This is a genomic window from Vibrio albus (genome assembly GCF_003144035.1).
Classification (GTDB): Bacteria; Pseudomonadota; Gammaproteobacteria; order Enterobacterales; family Vibrionaceae; genus Vibrio; species Vibrio albus.
In genome coordinates, this window is sequence record NZ_QFWT01000001.1 from 500,830 (window position 1) to 526,543 (window position 25,714).

Annotated in this window: 23 protein-coding genes; all 23 read right to left on the reverse strand. The window is 47.0% G+C overall.

The genetic code is table 11. The features are described 5' to 3' along the window. Positions 1-19: 19 nt before the first annotated feature. The 23 genes from DI392_RS02180 to DI392_RS02290 all read right to left on the reverse strand — a co-directional run bounded on the left by DI392_RS02180 (position 20) and on the right by DI392_RS02290 (position 25,645). Positions 20-1,456 carry a sigma-54-dependent transcriptional regulator gene (locus tag DI392_RS02180; protein ID WP_109318262.1) on the reverse strand — a complete coding sequence of 479 codons (1,437 nt, stop codon included), beginning with the start codon at positions 1,454-1,456 and terminating at the stop codon, positions 20-22. Next, entirely contained in the window at positions 1,456-2,496 is a 1,041-nt protein-coding gene (locus DI392_RS02185; protein WP_109318263.1) for a sensor histidine kinase, read from the reverse strand. The genes DI392_RS02180 and DI392_RS02185 overlap by 1 nt, the downstream gene beginning before the upstream one ends. A gap of 127 nt (positions 2,497-2,623) precedes the next feature. After that, complete coding sequence (locus DI392_RS02190; protein ID WP_109318264.1) at positions 2,624-4,111, reverse strand: sigma-54 dependent transcriptional regulator; 1,488 nt, start codon at positions 4,109-4,111, stop codon at positions 2,624-2,626. A 228-nt stretch (positions 4,112-4,339) separates the two neighbouring features. After that, positions 4,340-4,750: a flagellar export chaperone FliS gene (gene fliS / locus DI392_RS02195; protein WP_109318265.1), complete on the reverse strand. Its 411-nt coding sequence runs from the start codon at positions 4,748-4,750 to the stop codon at positions 4,340-4,342. A gap of 15 nt (positions 4,751-4,765) precedes the next feature. Further along, the gene (fliT, locus tag DI392_RS02200) at positions 4,766-5,071 is read right to left on the reverse strand and encodes a flagellar protein FliT (RefSeq protein WP_109318266.1); all 306 of its coding nucleotides are present in this window, start codon (positions 5,069-5,071) and stop codon (positions 4,766-4,768) included. A 3-nt stretch (positions 5,072-5,074) separates the two neighbouring features. Then, positions 5,075-7,087, reverse strand: a complete 2,013-nt coding sequence (gene fliD, locus DI392_RS02205) for a flagellar filament capping protein FliD (protein ID WP_109318267.1) — start codon at positions 7,085-7,087, stop codon at positions 5,075-5,077. A gap of 18 nt (positions 7,088-7,105) precedes the next feature. Further along, positions 7,106-7,552, reverse strand: a complete 447-nt coding sequence (flaG, locus tag DI392_RS02210) for a flagellar protein FlaG (protein WP_109318268.1) — start codon at positions 7,550-7,552, stop codon at positions 7,106-7,108. 107 nt (positions 7,553-7,659) lie between these two features. Further along, a complete protein-coding gene (locus tag DI392_RS02215) occupies positions 7,660-8,793 on the reverse strand; it encodes a flagellin (RefSeq protein WP_109318269.1) in 1,134 nt (377 codons plus the stop codon). Positions 8,794-9,034: 241 nt separating this feature from the next. Next, entirely contained in the window at positions 9,035-10,168 is a 1,134-nt protein-coding gene (locus tag DI392_RS02220; protein ID WP_109318270.1) for a flagellin, read from the reverse strand. Between the two features lie 598 nt (positions 10,169-10,766). After that, positions 10,767-11,924: a flagellin gene (locus DI392_RS02225; RefSeq protein WP_109318271.1), complete on the reverse strand. Its 1,158-nt coding sequence runs from the start codon at positions 11,922-11,924 to the stop codon at positions 10,767-10,769. A gap of 433 nt (positions 11,925-12,357) precedes the next feature. Next, the gene (gene flgL, locus DI392_RS02230; RefSeq protein WP_109318272.1) at positions 12,358-13,578 is read right to left on the reverse strand and encodes a flagellar hook-associated protein FlgL; all 1,221 of its coding nucleotides are present in this window, start codon (positions 13,576-13,578) and stop codon (positions 12,358-12,360) included. A gap of 11 nt (positions 13,579-13,589) precedes the next feature. Then, on the reverse strand, positions 13,590-15,515 hold the full coding sequence (flgK, locus tag DI392_RS02235) for a flagellar hook-associated protein FlgK (protein ID WP_109318273.1): 1,926 nt from the start codon (positions 15,513-15,515) through the stop codon (positions 13,590-13,592). Between the two features lie 400 nt (positions 15,516-15,915). Beyond that, positions 15,916-16,854, reverse strand: coding sequence for a flagellar assembly peptidoglycan hydrolase FlgJ (flgJ, locus tag DI392_RS02240; protein ID WP_109318274.1), 939 nt, complete (start codon positions 16,852-16,854; stop codon positions 15,916-15,918). Between the two features lie 11 nt (positions 16,855-16,865). Continuing rightward, the gene (locus DI392_RS02245) at positions 16,866-17,957 is read right to left on the reverse strand and encodes a flagellar basal body P-ring protein FlgI (protein ID WP_109318275.1); all 1,092 of its coding nucleotides are present in this window, start codon (positions 17,955-17,957) and stop codon (positions 16,866-16,868) included. Positions 17,958-18,004: 47 nt separating this feature from the next. Beyond that, positions 18,005-18,781 carry a flagellar basal body L-ring protein FlgH gene (flgH, locus tag DI392_RS02250; protein WP_109318276.1) on the reverse strand — a complete coding sequence of 259 codons (777 nt, stop codon included), beginning with the start codon at positions 18,779-18,781 and terminating at the stop codon, positions 18,005-18,007. Positions 18,782-18,822: 41 nt separating this feature from the next. Continuing rightward, on the reverse strand, positions 18,823-19,611 hold the full coding sequence (gene flgG, locus DI392_RS02255; protein WP_109318277.1) for a flagellar basal-body rod protein FlgG: 789 nt from the start codon (positions 19,609-19,611) through the stop codon (positions 18,823-18,825). Between the two features lie 21 nt (positions 19,612-19,632). Beyond that, positions 19,633-20,382, reverse strand: coding sequence for a flagellar basal body rod protein FlgF (locus DI392_RS02260; protein ID WP_109318278.1), 750 nt, complete (start codon positions 20,380-20,382; stop codon positions 19,633-19,635). A 263-nt stretch (positions 20,383-20,645) separates the two neighbouring features. Further along, on the reverse strand, positions 20,646-21,950 hold the full coding sequence (gene flgE, locus DI392_RS02265; RefSeq protein ID WP_109318279.1) for a flagellar hook protein FlgE: 1,305 nt from the start codon (positions 21,948-21,950) through the stop codon (positions 20,646-20,648). A gap of 27 nt (positions 21,951-21,977) precedes the next feature. After that, the gene (flgD, locus tag DI392_RS02270) at positions 21,978-22,685 is read right to left on the reverse strand and encodes a flagellar hook assembly protein FlgD (protein ID WP_109318280.1); all 708 of its coding nucleotides are present in this window, start codon (positions 22,683-22,685) and stop codon (positions 21,978-21,980) included. A 12-nt stretch (positions 22,686-22,697) separates the two neighbouring features. Beyond that, entirely contained in the window at positions 22,698-23,114 is a 417-nt protein-coding gene (flgC, locus tag DI392_RS02275; RefSeq protein WP_109318281.1) for a flagellar basal body rod protein FlgC, read from the reverse strand. Between the two features lie 4 nt (positions 23,115-23,118). After that, entirely contained in the window at positions 23,119-23,514 is a 396-nt protein-coding gene (gene flgB / locus DI392_RS02280) for a flagellar basal body rod protein FlgB (RefSeq protein ID WP_109318282.1), read from the reverse strand. 356 nt (positions 23,515-23,870) lie between these two features. Next, complete coding sequence (locus DI392_RS02285; protein ID WP_109318283.1) at positions 23,871-24,698, reverse strand: protein-glutamate O-methyltransferase; 828 nt, start codon at positions 24,696-24,698, stop codon at positions 23,871-23,873. Next, a complete protein-coding gene (locus tag DI392_RS02290; RefSeq protein WP_109318284.1) occupies positions 24,695-25,645 on the reverse strand; it encodes a chemotaxis protein CheV in 951 nt (316 codons plus the stop codon). Before DI392_RS02290 ends, DI392_RS02285 begins: the two co-directional genes overlap by 4 nt. Positions 25,646-25,714: the final 69 nt, after the last annotated feature.

Here is a 25,714-nt window from a genome sequence, read left to right on the forward strand (position 1 = left end):
CCATTCAGAGGCACCCTAATTAGCAGGGTATCTCAATACCTGCATCACGCATTTTTGCCAACTTATAGCGTAAAGTTCTTGGACTAATGCCCAGTTTTTCTGCTATTTCCTTGCGACGGCCATTACATTCGATCAGCGTTTCCAGAATAATTGCGTATTCCTGATCACGCAGTTCACTTCCCAGCCCTTCTCCACCAGCCAGACTTTTTACTGACTCCACAGGTGAAGTACTCTCCGTATACACTGACCCGGCTTCTGCCACAGGTTTGACGTCCGGAGCCAGTTGTTCAGATTGTACTGCAATCTGCAGGCTGTTGGCATCCTGCCAGTCTACCCCTTCAAGAAGGATATGATCAGGCTGTATCAGGCTCTGCTCACTCAGGATCAGTGCACGCTGAACAACATTATCCAACTCCCTGACATTTCCCGGCCAAGGGTAACTCAGCAGTTTATCAACGGCAGCCTGAGAGACCTCTGGTACAGGAAGGCCCAGTTTCTGACAGTGACGCTCGGTCAGGTGTCTGGTTAATGGCGCGATATCACCTTTACGTTCACACAGAGGAGGCCAGGCAATTGGAAACACATTCAGACGATAATATAAATCTTCCCGGAAGTTACCTTCATTAACATACTGCTTCAGATCCCGGTTACTGGTTGCTAATACTCGAACATCCAGTTTGATGCTTTTCCGGCTGCCCAAACGCTCAACTTCCCTTTCCTGGAGTACCCGCAGCAATTTGGCCTGGAGGTTGAGATCCATTTCACTGATTTCATCCAGAAGAATCGTTCCACCCTGAGCCTGTTCAAACTTACCGGGGCAGGCCTGTACCGCACCGGTAAACGCACCTTTCTCATAACCAAACAATGTCGCTTCCAGCATATTATCCGGGATTGCTGCACAGTTGATCGCCACAAAAGGGCCGTCACAGCGATTGGACATGTTATGGATATGGCGGGACATCACCTCTTTACCAGAACCACTCGGACCGAGAACCATAACGTTCGCATCCGTTTTAGCGACTTTTTCTGCCAGCGCCATCAACTTGAGACTTTTTTCGTCAGCAACCACGGCATCGCCGTCATCATCCGATTTCACGGGTGCATAACGACTGACCATATTCAGTAATACTTCCGGTGCAAAAGGCTTAGCCATGTAGTCGATGGCCCCTTCTTTCATCGCCGCCACTGCATCTTCAATATTGGCGTACGCCGTCATTAACAGTACCGGTAAATTCGGCCAGTGCTGTTTGATATTCCGTAGCAACGCTAACCCGCCCATGCCTGCCATCTGCACGTCAGACACCACAATATCCACTTCTTCAGCTTTCAGCTTAACCAGAGCATCTTCAGCGCAATCCGCTTCCACCCATTCATAGCCGGCAAGGGCTAATGTATCGACTAATGCTTCACGCAGGCCTTCATCATCCTCTACGATTAACACTTTACTTTGAGCCATTATTCGTCTCCTGAGTTGTCGTTTTTAAGTGGCAGGCACATGGTAAAACAAGCACCATCTCCGGGTTCTGATAGCAGTTCAAGGCGTCCTTTATGCGCACGGCAGACCATTTGAACAACGGCCAGCCCAAGCCCTGTACCCTGAGAGCGGGTAGTAAAAAAAGGCTCCATGATTTTACTTTGCAGATCAGGGGGGACCCCCGGTCCGTTATCCTGAACAGATATCTTCAGTTCATTACCGACAGGCCGGAAAAATACATCGACCTGAGCTCCACTGCCACAAATCTGGATAGCATTAATCACCAGATTACTGAGCGCTGAAGCGATGGCATTTACATTCCCTAAAAGTTGAGAGTCATCCCCCTCAACTTCCAGATAATAGTCCGTCTGATTATTTTTAACGGCGGCTTCGACCATTGGCTGGAATTCAGCCACCAACCCCCTGACATCGAAGGGTTTTACCACTTTATTGTCGCCACCTTTGGCAAACAGCAGCATGTCATTAACCTGCTTTTCCAAATCATGCAGACGGTCCATCAGCTTAGTCTGGAACCTTTCCCGTGTCGGTGTGGGTAAGTTTGGTGCGCCAAGGTTGGACGCATAAAGCATCGCACTGGACAAAGGTGTTCTGACCTGATGAGCAAGGGACGCGACCATTCGGCCAATCGAAGAAAGCCGCTGCAGATCACTGATGCGAGATTGTAACAGACGAGTTTCTGTCAGATCGGTGATAAGAATCAGCTGACCGGTTGAAGAAGCAGAAATAGCCAAACGCACCTTACGACCATTTTTTAGTGAGACCTCATGACCATCATCTTCCTGCGGCGCGAATGCATTCTGGATGACTGAAAACCATTTCTCCCCGACCAGAGGGATCTCAAGTAGCCGGTGCGCTTCCGGATTGGCTTCTTTTACTTCACCATGCGTGTCCAGCAAAATCACTCCGGCTGGCATCACATCTAAAACCTGCTGATACCGCCCTACCTGCTCTTCAAGAGAGGCCAGATAAACCGAATTATCTTGTTGTTCTGCTAGTGACATGTCGGGTTCTCGTCTACATAAAACAATAGCCTGAGATGCAATTTACATTCCAGGCTATTTTTATATGAAAATCAATTAATTGAATAAACACACCTTCAGTCAATTTATTGACAACAAGGACGTTACCCTATCGGTTAAGGTGATACTTTTTCATCTTTTCTACGAGTGTGGTCCGGCGCATTCCAAGCATATCTGCAGCTCTGGCAACCACTCCATCCTGTGCCTCCAGCGCCTGGCTAATCATATTCACTTCAACATCAGCCAGTAACTCTTTCAGATTCACGCCTTCTGCCGGTAGCTCATGCATACCCACGCCTTCCGGAGCCGACGCACAGGAAGGCTCTTCAAATACAAAGTCTTCAGAAAAGATGCCATTCAGCAAATCTTTTTCCTGCTCTTCAACAGATACCGATGATTCGGTTGTACCATTCATCCCGCTATAATCGGCCTGAAACTCAGGGATATCACCAAAGCGATATTTCGTAGGCAGGTGATTGACGTCTATCAAGGTATTGGGATAAAGGATGACCATACGCTCTACAAGATTAGCCAGTTCCCGCACATTCCCCGGCCAGGCGTGCTCCATCAGTGAATTGACCGCTCTTGGAGTGAAACAAATAGGCTGACTGCCTTCTGCTTCCAGTCTCGACATGAGCTCCTGAAGCAGCAGAGGAATATCATCTTTTCTCTCGCGTAATGACGGCATTTCTATCGGAAAAACATTCAGACGATAGAAAAGATCCTCACGAAAGCTGCCTTCCTCTATCATGCTTTCAAGGTGCCTATGTGTTGCCGCAACAATGCGGACATCAACTTTTATGGTGGTGTTGCCACCTACTCGCTCAAATGTGCGTTCCTGCAATACCCGTAACAGTTTTACCTGCATGGGCATAGGCATATCGCCAATTTCGTCCAGGAAAAGGGTACCGCCTTCAGCCAGCTCGAAGCGCCCCTTACGTGCGGTTATTGCACCGGTAAACGCCCCTTTCTCATGTCCAAACAGCTCGCTTTCCAGTAAATCAGCCGGAATAGCGCCGCAGTTAATCGGAACAAAAGGCCCGCCTCTTCGGCTTGAGTGGTAATGAACATTGCGAGCCACCACCTCTTTACCGGTTCCGGACTCACCCAGAATAATCACATTGGCTTCTGTACCTGCCACCTGCTCGATCAGGTGGCGTACTTCTTTAATACCGACACTGTTACCAACTAAACTACGAAACAACGTATTTTTCCGTGATGAAGAGAGGTGCAACCCGTTTTTTCCGAGAAAACCGGCACAATGCCTGAGTGCATCACTGACCTGAGGATAATTCAGAGGTAATTCCAGCTCTCCAACATACTGAGGTAAATTGTCCAGCTCCACAGTAGACGTACTCAGAGTCAGCAGGGGGATATGTACCGCACTCCCGAGCTTTTTGCTCAGTGCAGTCACTATTGAGGGATCATTTATACTGCCAAGAACACAGCCAGCCCAGGTTTTGGAAAAATCGACTCTGTCGATTAGATCGGAACCCAGAACTTCAGCATGTTCTCCAATAAATTCGAAGATGGTCTCCAATTGAGACTGCATCTGTGTATCATCTTCAATTATTAGCAGTTTTGCTAAACCTTGCATACAAATAAAATAGCGCCTTTATATTTCTTTCCATTGTGGCTATGTCTTCGTCATTTTGAGTTCTTATGACAACCTATTATCATACGATAGACAATCTCTGGAGAACAGCAACAAAACGTCCATCAGTTAAATGGACTTTAACTAATGGCGTCTATTTTATTTGATAAATTAAATAAGGCAACCGGCACGTTGCCAGTTCGGGACTAAATTAAAAAAGAATTCATAGCCTTACTGACCAAGCTCTGCCGATGTCAGATTATGGTACTCTGCGGGGATTTGATCCCATGCGGATTTAATCTCCCGTATGATATCGATCACATCATCAATAGGCTGCGGATTATTTTCTGCATTGGCCATTGATACCTGTGTAATCATAAATTCATAGAGCTGATCCAAATTAGATGCAACGTCACCGCCATCGTCCATAGATAAGCATCCGCGCAAGCTGATAATAATATCCAGAGCTTTACCTAAGCGCTCACCTTTTACAGCGATATTACCCTGCTGCATCGCAGCTTTACCCTGCACTAAGCGTTCAATTGCACCCGCCATCAGCATCTGGATAACTTTATGCGGTGATGCCGCACTCAGTTGACTGTCCACTGATACCTTTTTATATGCCTGTAATGAACCTCGCATGGTATTCCTCTTCACTTATAAAAACTGTTTGTACCGCTGAACAGATTTATTACCGTGACGATATTTTCTCAGTTCTTCACCAAGCCGGCCGGTTTGGGCCTGCATGTGTTCAACGATTTGTTGTGTTCTCGCTATTGCGTCTTGCCATTCCGGAGAGCGTTCAATTTCTGGCGCTTTTTGCCGCTCCGCCTTCAGAACCTGCAATAACTGTTCCCTCTTATCGACCAGTCTGGTGATTTCTTCAGTATTCAGTTCGGTTTCTGTAAAAAGAGACATGATAGCGTGATCTATATCACGCAACTGTGCTAAATACTCCAACATCTCTTACCCCAGAGCACTCTGCATACCGGCAAGCTGGCTTTGCATCTTGGCTGTCGCATCCTGCATTGCCACAAATTTATCATGCGTTCTCTGTTCCAGGCTTTCCATTCGCCGGTCTAACGCTGCCTGATTGTCATCCAGGCGGTAATTTCTTTCCCTCAGGGTATCTTCGCGGGTTCTGAGGGTTCCGGTTGCCCCCGTCAGGCTCTGAATGGTGTCTTCGACTTTCTTCGCAAACCCGTCTCGACCACCAAAAAAATCTTCCAGTTTATTGAAGTTCTTATTTAACTGCTCATTAAGCAGATCATAATTAATCTCCAGCGTTCCCTGTCGGGTACTGGTGATTCCAAATGATTTCAGAGTCTTTAAATCTTCCGGCGCTTTATTGATGGTGCTGTTGAATACGGATTGAAGACGAGACTCCGCAGAGCGAACGATGCTGTCACCGGCAAGCGGACCTTTCTGACCCGTTGCAGGATCGGCCAGGGCAAGCTGCCGGCTTGTCTGGTAAAAATTATTATAAGCCGCAACAAACTGTTCAATATCTTCGCGAACGCCACCTCGGTCATATTCGACGCCAATCTCCGCCGACCTCTGTTTAGGATCAGTCACCCCTTTTACGGTCAGGTCAATGCCTTCTACCGCATCTTCAATTACATTGTTTTCACTGCTTAACTGAGCCACACCATCCAGCATGACCAGAGAATCCTGACCTTCCTGAACCTCAGTCATTCCTGAGTATGCAACCATTGACTCCTGCGCCGCCTGAAGAGCCGCCTGAGTATCTTTGATATTGTCCTGCCGTACCCGCTCTTCAGGAGACAGTTGATCACGCAGTAGTTTTTCAGCTTCTTCTTTGCTGAGTTCGCCACTGGCAAGTGCTTGCTCAATACCAACTTTCTCAGCTTCCACCTCGGCACGTTTTTCAGCCAGCTTCGTCTGTTCTGCCGCTTTTGCTTCAGCAGGCGTGACATAAGAGTCTGTCAGGGTGCCTGATGCCGTATTACTCCAGCCCGGAACATCCCCCATCTTATCCGTCGCTTTCTGATCCAGCTCGGGTTCCGGTTCTTGATAGGAGTCAAGCAGGGTACCTGATGCTGTTTCTGACCAGCCTGGAATTCTTTCCTCAGGGGGCAGGTATTTATTTGCCTCAGCAGCAGCCTGTGCAAGCGCAGCAGCATCTTCGGTTCCGGCAGACGCATCGGTCTCAGTCCCATCTGGCTTGAGTTGCTTATCTGAGTTAGCTTCTTCTCCGGGGAGCGTATCACCCTCTTGCCCTTTAAGAGCCTGATCAGCACCAGCTTCTGTCGTTTCAGAGGTTTCTTCGCCCGGAAGGGGCGCGGCCAATGCCTGCTGAGCAGCAATACGAGCTTTTTCCAGAGCCTCGACTCGCTCTTCCAGGGTTTTATATTCGAATTTTTTCAGGGGGTTGGTTGCGTCGGAATCAACGCTGATCTTGATCTGATGTTCGGCACCAGAACGTTCAGAGGCAACAATTAGCCTCTTTCCGTCTTTATCATTGATGACAGAAGCACGGACGCCAGGGTTATCACTGGATCCATTTATGCTTCGTAGTACATCTTTTAAATCAGATTTTCCTTTGACATCAACAGTAAACTTATCATCGCCAAGCTGGATATGCAGCTTACCCGGGCCAAATTCTGCGTCATCAGCCAATGGCTGTGAAGCAATCTTGTGGCTCTGAGCAAGCTGCAGCACATCGACAGCATATTTACCAGCAATAGCTTCTGTTGTTGCAGTTGCTGAGACTGCACTTTCATCGCTGGATTCAACTTTTCTTACTGCAAAAGCTTTATCCTGACGAAAGCTCGCCATCAGGTTTTTCATTGTATCCAGTGATTCTCTGAGTCGCCCATAAGCACTGATACTGGCATCAATATTAGTCCGCTCATTGTCGATACGTTGCTGTTTTGGAACACGCTCTGCATCGACAATTTTGCTGACCATAGAATTGATATCCATGCCAGATGACATACCCAATGGGCCTAAACTCATTCAACTCACCTCAGATAGTTAAACCGTTTCCTCAACAAAACCTGAGGATCTGTCCGCAAGACGCTTTAATATAACCAGCATATCCTCATCGGGAATCTGCCTGATGACCTCACCGCTGCTGGCCTCGTAAATGGTTACCACATTACGTCCCAGTTCTTCATCAATACGGAAAGAGAGTCCTTTATTGACAGAGTTAACGAATTCATTCATTTGCTCTACCATTTTTTCAAGTTCCATTTTGTTGATTTGAATGCGTTTTTCAACAATCTCATCAACCGTCGGATTATCCTGAATTTTAACAGGCGTCTCTTTCTGATTCTGAACCTGTGCCACCTTGGTTTGGGCATCCGCAGATACAGTCTGATTCGTTACCGTATTTTTTGCGCCCTTACTATCTGAAGCAACTTCTGTGCCACCAGAATAGCCATAAGGCTGGATGTTCGATGTGTATGATGCTATTTCCATACCGATCTCCCTTCCACCTTCTGGGTAGATGATCCTCTTACCCTATACAGTAAGTTTATCATCTAATAGTAAGTTTAGGGTCAGATAACCCTACCCCAACCTACTTATTATCCCAATAAGCTCAGAGCTGCCGTCGGACTTTGTTTTGCCTGAGCAAGAACCGATGTACTCGCATTCTGCAGGATCTGCGATTTTGTCATCTGGGTTGTTTCTTTAGCAAAATCTGTATCCAGAATTCGGCTTCTGGATGCATTAACGTTTTCGTTAATGTTTTCCAGGTTGTTGATCGCATGGCCAAAACGGTTCTGGAATGCACCCAGAGATGCCCGCTCACTGTCCACACTCTTCAGTGCGCCATCAATGATAGACATCGCCTGCTGAGAACCAGCAACGGTTGTCACATCGATATCATTGACTGTCATCTGCTGACCTTCACCCATATCCAGTTCACCGGCAAGTGAACCGCCAAGTGCAACAGAACCATCCTGAATGGTTTGTGTTGATGCAAATACCTGTAGGTTGCCATCTTCACTCACTGACGCTTTTACATCGCTCTGCTGACCATTAATATACGTCGCCAGTTCTTCGATGTTATCGCCCTCAACAGCGTTGATCGTAACTTCTTTCTCTTCACCCTGCTTAGTGGTATAAGCCAGCGTCAGATCAGAGCCCGCACCCACCGTCCAGCTTGCGTCTTTTGCTTCACCGGCCATGTAGTTCTGGCCACCCATATCCATGGTATCAGTACGCATATTGTTCATTTTTAGCTGTACCGCTTCACCAGAGCTTGCGCCGATCTGGAATGATTGAGAACCAAAGCTACCGTTAAGTAGTTTGTTACCACCAAAAGAGGTGGTTTCGGCAATGCGGTTCAGTTCATCATTAAGAGCCGATACTTCTTCCTGAATCGCGACACGCTCTGAGCGGCTGTTAGAACCGTTTGAAGACTGTAGTGACAAGTCTCGCATACGCTGAAGAATGTTAGTCGTCTCTTTCATTGCACCTTCTGCAGTCTGTGCAATAGAGATACCGTCATTTGCGTTACGAACTGCCATGTCTAAGCCACGGCTTTGGGAAGTGAGTCGATTGGTAATTTGTAGACCAGCAGCGTCATCTTTGGCACTGTTGATTTTATAACCTGAAGACAGGCGTTCCATCGATTTATTCAGACCATTTGCAGCACTGTCGAGATGCCGTTGAGCGGTCATTGCAGACACGTTTGTGTTTACAGATATTGCCATAATAGATCTCCTTAGGCATTGGGATGATGGCCTTTGCGTCTCTCACCTCGCTCCAGCACATCGTTTTTCATTTCTCTCATTCCCGTTAACGGCGGTCAAAATGAATCCTTTAGGAGAAATTTAGCTTTTTTCTCATTTTTTTGACTAAGGGGTAAATTACCCGATCAGAGTCACGTTTTTAGCAAAAAAACAAAAACCCGACCAATGGCCGGGTTTGATATCACTTGCTGTATTGACTTTATTAGCCCAGCAGACTCAGTGCTGAGTTTGGTGCCTGCTTCGCCTGAGCAAGAATTGACGTTGAAGCCTGCTGCAGGATCTGAGACTTGGTCATCGAGGTCGTTTCTTTGGCAAAGTCTGTGTCTTTGATCCGGCTCTTCGAAGCGTTCACGTTCTCGTTGATGTTATCCAGGTTGTTCATCGCATGTTCGAAGCGGTTCTGGAATGCACCCAGCTCTGAACGGTGGCTGTCCACGTATTTCAGTGCCGCATCAACGATAGCAACGGATTCCTGAGCCCCACCTACTGAAGTGACATCGATATCATCAACCGTGACGGCCTGAGCACCGCTCATACCCAGTTCACCAGCCAGGCCACCAGAGAAGGAAACATCGCCCTGAACATTGTTATTGCCGGCAAATACCTGTAGCTGACCATCTTCATTGATAGAGGCTTTTACCAGATCCTGCTGACCATTGATGTAGGTCGCCAGCTCTTCAATATCATCACCTGCTTTAGCGTTAACAGTGATTTCCTGCTGTTCACCAAATGAGTCTGTCAGAGTCATGGTCAGGTCTGATGCATCAGACTGTACTGTCCAGTTTTCATCTTTTCCGCTTTCCGCTACGTAGCTGGAACCACCCATCATCTGATTATCAGAACGCATATCTCTCAACGTCAGCATAACTGCTTCGCCGTTATCTGCGCCAATCTGGAAAGATTTTGTGCCGTGAGTACCATTCAACAGTTTGTTACCACCGAAAGATGTGGTTTCTGCAATACGGTTCAGCTCATCATTCAGTGCTACCACTTCTTCCTGAATCGCAACCCGGTCTGCTTTTGTATTCGCGCCGTTCGCTGACTGCAGTGACAGGTCACGCATACGATGCAGAATACTGGTGGTTTCTTTCATCGCACCTTCAGCAGTTTGGGCGATTGACACGCCGTCGTTCGCGTTACGTACGGCAACATCCAGGCCACGGCTTTGTACATTCAAACGGTTCGAGATTTGCAGACCTGCTGCATCGTCTTTTGCACTGTTGATTTTGAAGCCTGAAGACAAACGCTCCATAGATTTGTTCAGGTCGCTTGCTGCACTGTTCAGGTGACGTTGTGCTGTCATTGCTGATACGTTGGTATTTACATTAACTGCCATGGTGATTTCTCCAATTGATTTTCCGGTATTTCGGTTTCCGACGTCTCGGAAAACCAAGTAGTTCTCTCAAAGTTACTTTCATTAACGGCGCGAAGAATCGATCCTTTAGAAAATTTTCCGATTTTTTTTCAAAAGGCAGTTTTTTTTGAAAAAAGACGCAGAATGAGAAAAAAAGACTAAAGATTGGAAAGAGGCTGTCGATATGATGCGATCCATTTCACATATTTAGTGATCGAATCGCCGCTGAAATGACACCAAATATTTCCAGAAGCCGATTCAAGTCTTGCTTAGATAGCGCAGCCAACGGTAAACAGAATACTCAGGTTTAAGCAAGCAGGGGGCGCAGAAAAGAGAAAAGCCCCATCCTTTGAGAGAACTGGGGCTGGTTGCAAGCCAGGTGCCTATGTGGAGATCGAGAGAAATGTCACATAACCGGCTATGCGGGTGCATTAGTAATATTCAAATTATCAGCAAGTGAGAGTGAGAGAGCCTCCAACTATCCTATTAATAATGCGGTTGCCAAATAGCCTCTTTTTACGAGAGGGTCCACGTCTGTACCCTCTGTTAATGTAAACGTTGGCTAGTTCTGTAATGATCATTACTGAAGTAGTGACATTGCAGAGTTCGGCAACTGTTTTGCTTGAGCAAGTATGGAAGTACCTGCCTGTTGCAAAATCTGGTTTTTCGTTAATTCTGTTGTTTCTTTCGCAAAATCCGTGTCTTTGATTCGGCTCTTCGACGCTTCCACGTTTTCCTGGATGTTTGCCAGGTTATTAATACTGTGGCTCAGACGGTTCTGCTTCGCACCCAGATCAGCTCGCTGGCTGTCCACATATTTCAGAGCCGAGTCCAGAATACCGACCGCATTCTGAGCACCTTTTACAGAGGTTACGTCAATGTCCTGTGTGGTCGTCGTCACCGCTTCCGCTCCCGCCAGGCCAATTTCACTGGCAAGCCCGCCAGAAATATTCAGGCCGTCAGCCAAGTCCGGCGTAGCAACGAAAACCTGTAACATACCGTTTTCACCAACCGATGCTTTTAGCTTATCGGTCTGGCCGTTGATATAGGTTGCCAGTTCTTCGATATCATCACCCGCTTTAGCCTGAATATCGATAACGAGGTCTTCACCACCTTCACCAGCACCGGCCAAGGTAAAGGTAAGATCATTGGCTTCAGCCGGAACACCCCAGTCTTTACTGATGGTTTCACCTTCCGGAAGTGAAGCAAAGAATGATGCGCCCCCCATGCGGTAATCATCAGCACGAATACTGGTTAACCCCATGATCATCGCTTCACCAGAGTTAGAACCAATCTGGAAGGCCGCCTCACCAAAGGAGCCATTCAGCAAACGACGACCACCAAATGAGGTTGTTTCCGCGATACGGTTCAGCTCATCCTGAAGCGCATTCACTTCTTCGTTAATCGCCTGACGCTCGGACATTGAGTTAGAGCCGTTAGCAGATTGTAGCGACAGATCACGCATACGCTGAAGGATAGCGGTAGATTCATTCATCGCACCTTCTGCTGTCTGAGCAATAGAGATACCGTCGTTCGCGTTTCTCATTGCCACGTCCAGGCCTCGGGACTGTGCTTTTAATCGGTTAGAAATTTGCAAGCCAGCAGCATCATCTTTTGCGCTATTGATCTTATGCCCGGAAGATAACCGCTCCATAGAGGTATTCAGGTTATCTGTCGCTTTGTTCAGATAGCGCTGGGATGTCATTGCCGCAACGTTAGTACTTACTGTAACAGCCATTTTTGCTCTCCTTTTGAGTTCGCAAGCTTTCTGCGAAGCGGCCAGCTATAGTCTCATTTGGATAAGCACTGACCGAGTATTTACTTGCTGAATCCGGTAACACGACCCGATTCAATATGTCTTCATAAACTTACTTACATATATACAAGTAGCGTGCCATTTTTAAAAACTCTTTTGAAAAAATTTAGAATCAAGTTTAACTTATTAATATACAAGGAGTTAACACAACTGATAGCTACCCTCTGAATTTTTTCTGTCTGCTCTAACCTAAAAAAGCGGCAATTTTTTAACCGGCAAGCTTTGCCGCATTTTGCTGTGCCGCCCGGCAACACCCTGCTTTACCTATTTGTGTCCTTTCTCCTGCTGACATTATTTCTGACCGCACATATGGCATAAGCACATAAGGCTGTAGTCAGGGGTTCATTCAGAAAAATTAATTCAAATAGTTAAACAGTGTCAGACCTTTCACCTTGCCGAACGCTTTCTGTGAAGCTTCCAGTGCCAGTGAGTTTTCATTAAAATCAACGACCGCCTGGGCATAGTCCAGGTCTTCAAAGCTGCTTCTTGATTTTGCCAGAGCCAGCTTAAAGTCTTCATGCTGATCTTCCTGGATATCGAGCGTTTTCATCCGTGAACCCAAATCTGTCTCGACTTTGGTCAAATGAACAAAACCGGCGTTCAGCTCTTCGGTTATTCGGTGTAAGTCAGCGGTAGCTGACGCATCAGAAACTGAGGCATCCTGCATATCAATCGCCCCTTTCAGGGAATCGAACACACTCACTTTCTGCTTTGCCTTTAAAGTGATGCTGTCACCGGCACTAATCTGCCCTTTCAGTTTAATTTTCAGATTTTCGTACTGAATACCTTCCTTTAGGTCCAGCTTATCTGCGGCAACCACACTGCCGTCTTCTTCCAGTTGGTAGCCGTAACCACCATCTCCCCAGTCTACAAAAGTGACGGTGTATTCCGGCTTTTCATCAGCAGGCACGTTATCAGAGACCAGTGAAAAATCATTCGTCGCATGTTCCAGCAGAAGTTCAGATCCTTCCTGCAGTTGATATTCCGGAGAATAATCACCAAAAGGATTATCTACCTCAGTAAAAACCGCATTACCGGGGTCATTAATCTTCATTTCAATCTGATTGGAAATCTTCATATTCCGGTGATAAGGGTCACCCGCATAGGTCACTTCATTTGCACTGTTACGGAAAAAAGGCTGAGTCTTGGACTTAGTACCGGCAAAGATATAGTTGCCTAACTCGTCCTGACTGTTTGCCGTACTCAATAAGTTAGTGAAAATTTCTTGCAGCTCACGAGCTTTCGCTATCCGGTCTTCTTCTGAATGCGCACCGTTGATCATTTCCATCACGGTACGCTTCGCGGTATCGACCTGCTCTTCCGAATTGGCTATCAGCACTTCGTTATATTCGAGACGGTTACGCACCAGTACAATGGCATCCATATACTGACGTAACTGCTCTTCCTGCTGACCGATATTCTGCAGGTAATGGGTTGCCAGAGGATCATCGCTGGAGTTCAGCAATTTTTTACCAGAAGCCAGTTGCTCCTGATTATGCTGGATTTTAACTTCCTGCTTTCTCAGGTCATTCTGTACAGCCTGATAACTGTGGAAGCTTGCAATTCGACCAACCATCTACTTGCCTCCTATCTCAACTGCAGAATCGTGTTAAAGGTATCATTCGCCGCCTGCATCACCCGGGAAGAGGCCATATAGGCTTGCTGGAAACGCATCATATTCGCCGCCTCTTCATCCAGGTTAACCCCGGATATAGAAGCAATGCGTTCCTCGGCGGATTCTTTTTCCAGGCGTGCAACGTCTGTCAGCCGTTCAGAGGTCGATTTTTTCAACCCCATTTCAGTATTCAAATCATGATAAACATCGATCAGAGTAGAACTGCCGGCATTCAGTTTTTTATCCGTACCAATATCCTGCATCTTCAGAAGGTTACCGTTATCCCCTTCAGAGCGGACTAAATTTGCCGCAAAACGGTCATCGGCAACCGCGCCCGCAGTAAGAATAAAGGAGGTCGCTTCTGTCGCTGGCTCTCCGTTTTCTTTTAGCATCCCCTCGGGAGGATAAACCGTAACGGCCCCCTCCGGCGGATAAGCCTGAGGCTTAAGTATCACGTTACCTTTCATATCCAGTACGGCAAACTGGTCACCCTTAGGCGAAACCAAAACCTGAAACTCTTTCAGATCACCGGCATTCACAACTTTAAAGCTGGCTTCACCACGTTCAAATGTGGCGGAACTTTCATAACTTTGTGCCGCTATCTGCTCAGGGTCGTTAATCATCAGCTGTAACTGTTCCGCCCCATTGCGAACCGGGCGAATTATCAGCTTTTCTCCGGCACGCGGTGGCTCTCTCACATCAATTGCCAGGCCATCAAATACCAGTTTGTCGTCGTAAGACCGGGGCTCCAGGATCATTGTGTCGCCATTCGGCTTAATGAGTGTGTAGTCACTGCCATCGTAACGAAGAGAGTAATCTCCGCCTTGCAGCAAGCTGATGTCTTCTATTTCTACCCGAAGATCCGCGTCAGAATGTTTATCCTGAATCACGCGGGATTTCTGCATCGCATCAGAGTTAACGTCAGTGAACATTAGCGCACCCACATCACCCCGCATGTCCAGACCGTGAGCCTGAAGATTGTTAACTTCATAGGCCATAGAGGTGGAGACACGGCCAAGCTCATCCTGTACAAACGGTACAAGTTCATCACGCATCTTAAATAGTGAAGACAGACGGCCATTGATACCTTTATCGGTGATGACTTTAACCCCTTTGCCTTCCACCAGAGCCAGCTGCCGCTGGTTGGCGTCCGGAGAGCCGTGCACCATAGTCAGCTTGCTGGCTTCTGTACCGGAGACCAGAGTGTGACCATTACCGATATGAACGTTGAACCCTTCGTTATTTTCCCGTTTTGTGACCGTCACTTTGGTGTATTCGGACAGTTCTTTAACCAGTTTTTCGTGCGTGTCCATCAGGTCATTATGGGGCCCGGGGGTACGCATCATCAGGCGGTGAATATCCCGGATCTCGACGGCAATTTGATTCATCCTCTCGACGGCAACATCTAATTTTTTGTTGGTATTTGCCGCTTGTTGCCGCACCACCTCATAGAAATTGTTCATACTACGGGTGATAAGATCGGCCTTTTCCAGCACCACTTTACGTGCGCCAAGGTCATTCGGGTTCTGAGTCAGAGTCTTAACGGCATCAAACCATTCGTTCAGGTTTTCCGGGATCTTTGTTGAGGCCTCCGAAGACAGGAGGCTGGTCAGTTCTTCCAGATTCAGTTCGGTATCACTGCGCTTATTAAATTCGGTTGTGGATGAATTTAGCTCGTTGACGGCAAACTGATCCCAGGAGCGGCGAACATTTTCCACATGCACGCCCATACCGTAGTTCTGGCCACCAAACTGTCTCGGCATATTGGTGCCCTGAATGACCGACTGGCGACTATAGCCTTCGGTATTGGCATTTGAAATGTTATGACCTGTGGTGTTGAGTTGTCTCTGAGCGGTCATAACGCTCTGAGTACCAACATTCAACAAATCCGATGCCATAAAGCCCCCAACACAACGAGATTAAATACGTTAAGATAGTTTATCTATGTAATTAATTTGCAATATGTGTGCCAAGGGCAAAACAAGAGGCTAGAGACGAGAAACTAGAGGCTATAAAACCCAATAATTCATTGGTTATAAAGAGAATACAGAGCGCTTCGCTTTAAGATTACAGAACAGCATTGGTTCCCCCGTTACCAAAAGGCATGAAGGAAAAGGATTAAGGGGTTAAACTGAGTGTCATAGTACTGCTGACTGTTATCGGACCAAGCAACAACACGGGTTAACGCCTTAGCCCTAGAAGCGTAGCGACCTTTAACGAGTCTGGTTTTATAGTCTCTAGCAGCGCAGCGATCTAGTCTCTGTAATCTCAAAGCGAAGCGCTCTGAAATCTAAACTCTTACATCCGGTCAATTCTTGCCTTCACGTTTAACACCTTATCGGCATAATTCGGATCAGTGGCATAACCGGCTTTGTGAATGCCGCGGATAAAAGACTCAGAATTACCGTTTTGAGCGAGCGCCGTCTCATACCTCGGGTTCTGATTAAGGAAACGGACGAAGTCGTTAAAACTTTCCTGATACGTCGGGTAAGAACGGAATGCGGCACGTTCCTGAACCGGAACATTGTCATGAAATTCCAGAGTCTGCGTGGCGACTTTGTCACCCTTCCAGCTACGATCTGCTTTAATGTTAAACAGGTTATTGCTGCTACCCTGAGAGTTTTTGACCACCTTCTGACCCCAGCCTGTTTCCAGAGCCGCCTGAGCCAGTAACAGAGAAGGATCAACACCCAGCGATTTTGCTGCTTTTTCCGCGTAAGGTTTCATTGACTGAACAAAATGTTCTGGAGATTCAAAGACACTCGGTTGTGGCTGGGAAGCTTTCTCAGTTTGAGCACTGCGCATTATCTGCAAAGTGTCATCAGCCGCTTTTTCCGCTCGTTGACGAGAAACCGGCATACGCTTAATACTGCTCAGAGCCGCTTCACGCATGGCAACTTCTGAATCGTCACTTTCCATACCGGCACCCAACTGAGCAACAATCATATCCGCCAGCCCAAGAGAGCCAGAGGCACTCAGTTCGCTGGCCATCTGCTCATCCCGCATCTGGCGATAAAAATCCTGATTCGGACTCTTCATCAGATCAGACTCAAACGTCGCATTGGCGTCGCGCATCGACTTAAACAACATGTTGGTGAAAATAGATTCAAACTGTTTAGCCGCCGCTTTCAGTGCTGCTTTCTCATCACCCTTATCACCATTAATGGCGTTCCGACGCAGTTTATCCAGGCTGGCAATATCATGAATAAAGCCGATATCATTTGCATTCTTTACCACAACACGCCCCCTTAAATAATGATCAACTGGCCTTCAATCGCTCCCGCCTGTTTCAGAGCCTGAAGGATAGCCATAAGATCGGATGGCGCTGCGCCCACTTCGTTTACCGCACGAACCAGATCATCGAGTGTCAGCCCCGGCTCGAACTTAAACATCTTGCCTGATCCTTCCGTCACCTGAATATTTGAATCGGGTACAACGGTAGTCTGTCCCTGTGACAGCGCATTTGGCTGGCTGACGCTCAGGTTTTCTTTAATGGCTACGGTCATGCCGCCGTGTGTGACCGCGGCAGGTTTCAGCCGTACATGCTGACCAACCACAATAGTACCGGTACGGGAATTAACAATAATTTTTGCCGCACTTTCTGCCGGATTAAATTCCAGATTTTCAACTGCCGAAAGGAAAGCCACCCGCTGACTGATATCGCGTGGAGCACGAATTTTTACCGAAGTCGCATCAACAGGAGAAGCCATTTGAGGGCCAAGAAAATTATTAACGGCGTCAGCCATACGCTGAGCGGTCGTAAAATCAGATTCAAGCAGGTTAAAAGTAATATAGTCACCACGGCCAAATGGGTTCGGGATTTCTCGTTCCACCATACCGCCACCGGAAATCATACCGACAACCGGGTTGTTCCCGACCAGCTTAGACCCGTCAGCCCCCGAAGCACTGAATCCGCTCACAACCAGATTGCCCTGAGCTACAGCATACACTTCGCCATCCAGACCTTTCAGAAACGTCTGCAGCAGGGTGCCGCCACGTAAGCTCTTGGCTGAACCGATAGAAGAAACCGTCACATCAATCTGCTGGCCTTGTTTGGTAAACGCGGGCATCTCTGCCGTCACAATCACAGCGGCAACATTTTTCGCATTTGGCTTGGTACCGGGTGGCAACTGAATACCAAAGTTCTGCAACATGGCCTTAAAACTTTGATCGGTAAAAGGCGAAGATTCTCCGGTTCCCGGCAAGCCGGTTACCAGTCCGTAGCCAACCAACTGGTTACTTCTCACTCCAGCAACCTTTGCTACATCTTTGATTCTTGCTGCATAAGCCGATGTCGCCATCATCAATAAGCTAAGAATAAGTACCGTTAACTTCTTCATTACCGCAAACCTTTCGCCTGTTGCCAAAAATATGACTGTTCGTTCAGTTACAGCGATACATTAAAGAATCGTGCCAGGAATCCGGGTTCCTGCATATCTTGTTGATCTCCGGTACCAGAATATTGAATACGGGCGTTAGAAATGCGGGTAGAAGCGATAGTATTGTCATAGTCAATGTCATCCGGACGAATCGTGCCGCTCAGGCGTATATATTCATCCCCGGTATTCAGCGTCAGCCACTTTTCACCCCGGATAACCAGATTACCGTTGGCCAGAACATCAATAACCTCGACAGAAATAGATCCGCTGATGCTGTTGCTCTGGTTCGCAGAGGCGTTGCCGGTAAAGTTGTTATTATTAGAAAGTGCATACGAGAAATTATAATCGCCGACTTTCAGCTCATTACCACCAACAGAAAGCGGATCCATCGACGCATCATTGCTTTTCGTCAACCCGGCGTCGGCACTTTTCGCCGCTTTCGTTTTCTCTTCCAGGTTCACAGTGACGATATCACCGATTCCGTGAGGTTTTGAATCATCGTACAAACTGCTTGCATGGGCGGAACTGAATAGCGAGCCCGTTGCCGCTGCATAATGAGACGCTTTCTCTGTTGGATGAACCGGAGCCCAGGCAGGGTCGCCGGCAACCGGATCGGTTCGGCCGCGAAGCGTATCGACTATCCCGGTGGATGGTTCTTCTGACTTATCCCCTTCTATCGCGTCCACAACCGTTGTCGCCTGCTGATTGGCCTCACTGGTTTGTTGCGGAATCATAGAACAACCCGATAGCATCAGAATAAACACATATCCAAGTAATCGTTTCATAGCGGCACTCTCTCTATTACCAATATAAGCAACAAACCAGATTACAGTTGCTGGTTCACAAAGCTCTGCATTTTATCCACCGCAGAAATCACTTTAGAGTTCATTTCATAGACACGTTGAGCTTCAATCATATTCACCAGCTCTTCTGTCACGTTAACGTTAGAAGTTTCCAGCATTGACTGGCGAATATCCCCCAGACCTTCCAGGCCAGGAACGCCTTCCTGAGGTTCACCACTGGCACCGGTCGGCAGGTATAAGTTCTGCCCTACAGGCTCCAGACCACCCGGGTTAATAAAGTCAACTGTCGTGATCTGACCAACCACCTGGTTATCCTGCTGACCACGAACACGAACGGATACTTCACCGTCATTACCCACGGTAATGGAAATCGCATCATCCGGAATCACAATCTCAGGCTGAAGCGGATAGCCGGCACCGGAAGTCACAATGGCACCTTCGTCGTTCAGGGTAAACTGACCGTTACGGGAATAACCGATATTGCCGTCCGGCATCAGGACCTGGAAAAAACCATCCCCTTCAATCATCATATCCAGACTGTTATTGGTTGTCTGGGCATTACCATTAGTATGAATCTTCTGCGTGGCAACCACCTTTGAACCCGCACCCAGCATCAGGCCACTTGGCAGCTTGGTATTCTGAGAAGACTGACCACCCGGTTGATTAATATTCTGATAAAAAAGATCCTCAAATACTGCTCTGCCTTTCTTGTAGCCAATGGTGGAGGCGTTAGCCAGGTTATTCGAAATCGTTGCGATGTTTGTCTGCTGCGCGTCCAGACCAGTTTTACTTACCCATAATGCAGGATTCATAACTTACCCCTTATCTACCTGTTAGCCCATACGCAGCAGAGAATCGGATGCTTTGTCCATATCTTCTGCATTGCTCATCAGTTTGACTTGCATTTCAAACTGACGCTGTAAATCAATTAAATTCGTCATTTCACCAACGGCGTTGACATTACTGCCTTCAATCGCACCTGTCATCAGCTTCACTCCCGCATCGGCAATATACTGCCCTGCAGGATCCTTAGAGCGAAACAAGCCATTGGCATCTTTGAACAAAGTACTATTATCAAGACGCACCAGCTTAATTCTGTCGACTTCTTCCATCGCATTCGCCGGGGCCCCCTGAGGCAGAACAGAAATCGTTCCGTCACGACCAATTTCAACCTTGGCCAATGGAATCGGCAATGTAATCGGTGCACCATTATCTCCAATGACCAGATGACCGTTTCCATTAGACAGTAAACCTGTTTCATCAATATGCAGATTGCCGTTACGGGTTAAGCCTTCTTTCCCGGTTTTATCCAGTACAGAAATCCAGCCATCACCCTCAATAGTCACATCCAGATCACGACCAGTGGTAATCACACCGCCCTGAGCAAAATTATTTCCCGGACGCTCTGTCATGCTAAATACACGGGAAGGCAGGCCTTCACCATAGGCCTGCATTGAACGGGCCTGAGCTAAATCCGCGCGAAAACCCGTGGTACTCACGTTCGCAAGGTTATTTGCTCTGAGCTGCATCTCCTGCATATTTTGCTTAGCACCACTCATGGCAAGAAACAGGGCACGATCCATAATATTGCTCCGAAAATTACTGTCTGATCTTCATAAAGCAATAGGTGTGCCAATAAATTTTTTAGTTATTAAACAAGTAGATATAAAAGAAGAGAACGAAAAATCGTCTTAAAAGGCAAGTTCGGATACCGTTTTTTGCCGCTCTTTACGGCAATACTGCCACCGGCAAGGCTCTAAGTATCCGCCAGTTGAGATAAGAGATCAGCAGAGCGAAGATGCTCTGCCAATACTCAATACCTCAGCCAGGTAAATTGGCATCAAGATTAACGGATTTGCAGGATAGTCTGTTGTGTCTGGTTATGCACTTCAAGAGAACGGGAGTTCGCCTGGAAGTTGCGCTGTGCAGAAATCAGATCCACCAGCTCCTGAGTCATATCAATGTTTGACTGTTCCAGCGCACCGTTACTCACTGTACCGAAAGAACCTTTATTTGATTCACCCCAGATCTTATCACCGGACATCTGAGTGGAATCCCACTGCGTGCCACCTTTCTTATCCAGCCCGGCTTCATTGGCTACCCGAGCCAGAGCAACACGGCCCAGCGTCACACTCTCACCATTTGAGTAGGTACCCAATACACTACCGTTTTCATCGAAATCCAGCTTAGTCAGGAAACCGGTGGTCGCACCATCTTCATCAAACTTAGTCAGCTCAAACGGAGCAGCAAACTGGGTGGCCGCATCCAGGCCAAAGTTCAGAATCTGAGTGGGATCACCACCATTCAGGTTAACCGGTGGCGTACCAGCGCCCAGCGGATCGGAGACAATCGGCTGACCGTTGTTCAGACTTGCCAGGGTACCATCGTTGTTAAACTTCATGGTATGACCAACATGCCCCGTTGCATTCGTCGCATCACCACCAGTAATGTTAAGTGGCTTCTCACCTTCCCGGTCAGTAACCGTGTAATAAGTCTGCCAGGTGTTTGGCTGAGTCATATCTTTCAGATAATAAGTGGTTAACTTATAAGACTGACCCATAGAATCATAAATGGTTGACGATGTTGAACGGTTATATGTTTCTTTATCAGTAAAATCAAACAATGCCGGGTCATGCAACTTGCCGTTTGCCGGCAGGTTAACCCCTACTTCAATATTAGAAGTCTGCTTTGGTTTACCAAACTCTGCCGGAACATTCAGCGGTGAAGGCTCGTAAGAAAGTACATCTCCGGTATCCGGATTCACCTGATAACCAAGCAAGTACTCTTCATTTGAAGTCACCATATAGTTATCTTTGTTCAGGTGAAAAGCACCGTTACGAGTCAATTCACTTTGAGCAGGGTTCATACGATCTTTGGATACCGCGAAAAAGCCAGTACCGCTAACACGCAAATCCATTGGATTATTTGTATAAACACTGGAACCTTCGTGAAATTGCTGAGCAACTTTTGCAGCCTGAACACCACCACCGGGAGTGGTTTTCGCGTTGGTAAAAATAGATTTAGAATAAACATCACCAAACTCAGCTCGCGACTCTTTAAAGCCGTATGTGTTGGCGTTAGCGATGTTATTACTGGTCGTATTCAGGTCTAACTGAGCTGCAGCCAAACCACTTAAAGCAACATATGACATTTCAAATCTCCTATCTAGCCAGCGTTATTACGCTTTGCCAACTTCGAGTACTTCAGCAAGTCGAACTGGCGAATCAAAACCAGCCAGATTGAGCAGTACATTTCCGTCACCTTTACCCAGAAGTACACTGTTCACGTTTGCATAGGTCGACACATCAAACTCTGTGTTTTTCCCATCAAGCAAACCTGAAGCTTTCACGTTGTACTTACCGGCCGGCAATGGATTACCGTTTTCATCTTTTCCGTCCCATTCGATCCGGTTCTCACCGGACGGGGTTGCGCCCATATCAATGGTACGAACTAACTGACCAAGCTGATCTTCTACACGAACAAACAGGTTATCTACCGCCTGAGGAAGCTTCACCATTGCCGCCATACCAGCATTATCTTGTTTAACACCTGCCGCACCAGGAACCAGAACATCACGCCCTACCAGTGATGATGCCTGCAGTGCCTGATTAGAGGTCATTGATGAATTTAAGCTTTCAAACTGACCATTCATCTTGTTAATACCATCGACGGTCGCAAATGAGGCCATTTGCGCAATCATTTGATCATTGCTGACCGGCTTAAAAGGGTCTTGTTGAGCAAGTTGCTTCGTGAGCAGAGATAAGAAATCTTCTTGTTTAAGATCCTGCTTACCTGTTGTCTCATTTGGCTTATTCTGCTCTTGTAGACTTTTAAGCTGATCAACATAGGACAAACCGCTTTGACCAACATTGTTGTTGATTGCCATTACGCTATCTCCTTATTGACCCATCTGCAGTGTACGCAGCAACATCTGTTTACTTGCGTCAGCCAACTGCACATTAGTCTGATATGCCCTTGAGGCAGAAATCATATTCGCCATTTCTTCCATTACGTTAACGTTGGGCTTGTAGATATAGCCTTCGTCGTTCGCCAATGGGTGATCCGGGTTGTACTCAGCCTGTAGAGGTTTATCGCTTTCAACAATACCCAATACCTTTACTGGTACATTATGGTCTCGGTTGTATTTTGCTTTACTTAACTCGGCACCAAACACCGCATGACGCGCTTTGTAGGTTTCTTTAGCTGACCCACTCACACTGTCGGCGTTCGCCAGGTTACTTGAGGTTGTATTTAGACGAACAGATTCAGCACTCATCGCAGAACCAGTCACGTTGAAGACGTTAAATAAGCTCATCTAATTATTCCCCTTTAATGGCCTTAGTTAAGTTTTTAAATTTACTTCCTAAGAAATCCAGAGATGCCTGATGGCGAATCTGGTTCTGCATAAACAAGTTACGCTCCAGATCCACATCCACCGTGTTGCCGTCACCGGTATCCGGCTGAGTCGGCAAACGGTACATCGTTTCCCCAGTCACTGTGGTAGTGGCAGCAATATGCCGATCATTAGTCCGGTTAAGACCAAAGCTTGCCCCCGACGTTGCCGCCTGAAGTGCTTTATCAAAGTCCATTCCTTTCGCTTTATAGCCTGGAGTATTCGCTTGTGCGATATTGCTTGAGATAACCTCAGCATTACGCTCACGAACGCCCACCGTGTATTGGTGGATTCCCAGTGCGTTGTTAAAAGAAATGGCCATATTTTGCCTCTACGCTTAAAAATGACTTACTACTGAAATAAAAAGCAATCATCGTGCCAGAATTGAAAACCACGTAATCTCTTTTTATTTCTCCTGATGTCAGCAATTATCAGACCAATAAACCATCTGAGTTACTGACAGGAAAGATTGAAATGTCATCGTTAGTGTAAATGAGAGAGAAAGGATTTGCACGAGACTAGAGACTAGAGACTAGAGACTAGAGACTAGAGACTAGAGACTAGAGACTAGAGACTAGAGACTAGAAAGAATACAGAGCGCTTCGCTTTAAGAGTACAGATTACAGAAAACCCTGCGATCTTCTGTATTCTTCAGGGCATCTGCGCCTGCTCTGTAGTCTATTTCAGCTTGTAAATAATCCCCGGATTACACCGAACCATCTCAAACTTATCGGTCAGGCCGGTCAGGGATTCAGATGCACCCAGCAGCAGATAGCCGCCCGGGTTAAGAGTATTAGCGATAGAATTTAACACCTGAGACTTCATTTCAGGAGAAAAGTAAATCAGCACATTGCGGCAGAAAACGATGTCAAATTTACCCAGCAAGGCATAACTTTCCATCAGGTTCTGTGGACGGAAGTTCACCATCCGCTTCACGTTATCTTTTACCTTCATTTTGCCGCCACCAGCATCTTCAAAAAAGATGCGGCGACGTTCCGGTGACAAGCCTCTTCCCAGAGCAAGGTTGTCGTATACACCTGCACGACACATATCCAGCATGCTGGCAGATATATCCGTAGCGGTGATTGATAGACTTGGAAGAAGGCCGGGTCTTTTCTGCTGGGTTTCCAGAACCGTCATCGCGATGGAATATGGCTCCTGCCCGGAAGAACTGGCGGCAGACCAAATTTTGATAGGCCGTTTTTTTTCGGCGACTTCCGGCAATAATTTTTCAGAAAGAACAGAAAATGGGTAGCTATCACGAAACCAGAGTGTTTCATTGGTCGTCATTGCATCAACAGCGGCAACCCTAAGTTCACGGTTTCGTCCTGTGACTACATCACGCAGTAACTCGGACAAAGAACCTGACTTAAATTTAGTCACAAGCGGGCTCAGGCGGCTACGCACCAGATACTGCTTACTATTTCCCAGAACTATCCCGCATTGCGACTCTAAAAAGCGACTAAAATCTTTATATTCCTGATCGCTTATTGTAATAGCTGTCATTTATTACTCTTTTTATTCTTACTTACAGCAGCTTTAACGGCTGCACCCAGCTCGTCAGGATTGAATTTAGCAATAAACTCATTCGCACCAACGCGCTCGACCATTGCCTGGTTAAATACACCGCTCAAGGAGGTGTGTAAGATAACGTGCAGATCTTTTAAATCTGGATGACGGCGGATCTCTGCGGTAAGAGTATACCCGTCCATTTCCGGCATTTCGATATCGGATATTACCAAAGAGATATGTTTGAATACACCTCCATCGGCCGCCATTTCCAATAGCTTATTATAAGCTTCTTTACCGTCTTTTACGGCCACCGCTTCAAAGCCCACAGATTCAATTGCTCTCTGTACCTGCTTACGTGCCACAGTAGAGTCATCAGCAATCAGAATGCGGCGAACAATTTCCTGTTCCGACTCTTTTTCTGCTTCAGCAATCTCTTCTGCCAGCTTATCGCTCATCGCCTCATCCACCGGTGCAATTTCGGCGAGAATTTTTTCCACATCAATAATTTCAACCAGCTCGTTATCAATGTTAGTGACGGCCGTCAGATAGTTCCCTTTACCCGCCCCTTCAGGTGGCGGAAGAATAGATTCCCAGTGCATATTGACAATCCGTTCTACGGAAGCAACCAGGAACCCTTGCGTAGTACGGTTAAATTCAGAAATCACCACAAAACAGTTTGCGGGATCCGGGGTCGGACGCCCGCCAATAGCCATACTCAGGTCGATAACAGAAATCGTCTGTCCCCGAATATGGGCGACACCAATGACCATTGGATGCAGATTTGGCATCGCCGTCAACTTAGGACACTGAAGTACTTCTTTTACTTTAAATACGTTGATACCATAACGCTGACGGCCCATCAGACGAAATAAAAGCAGCTCCAGTCTGTTTTGACCTACTAGCTGCGTACGCTGGTTCACTGTATCCAGAATGCCGGTCATAAACTCAACTCCAATTCAAACATATGGGTAAAAATGATAATCTAACTAAGCTCTTGTAAAGAAAGCACA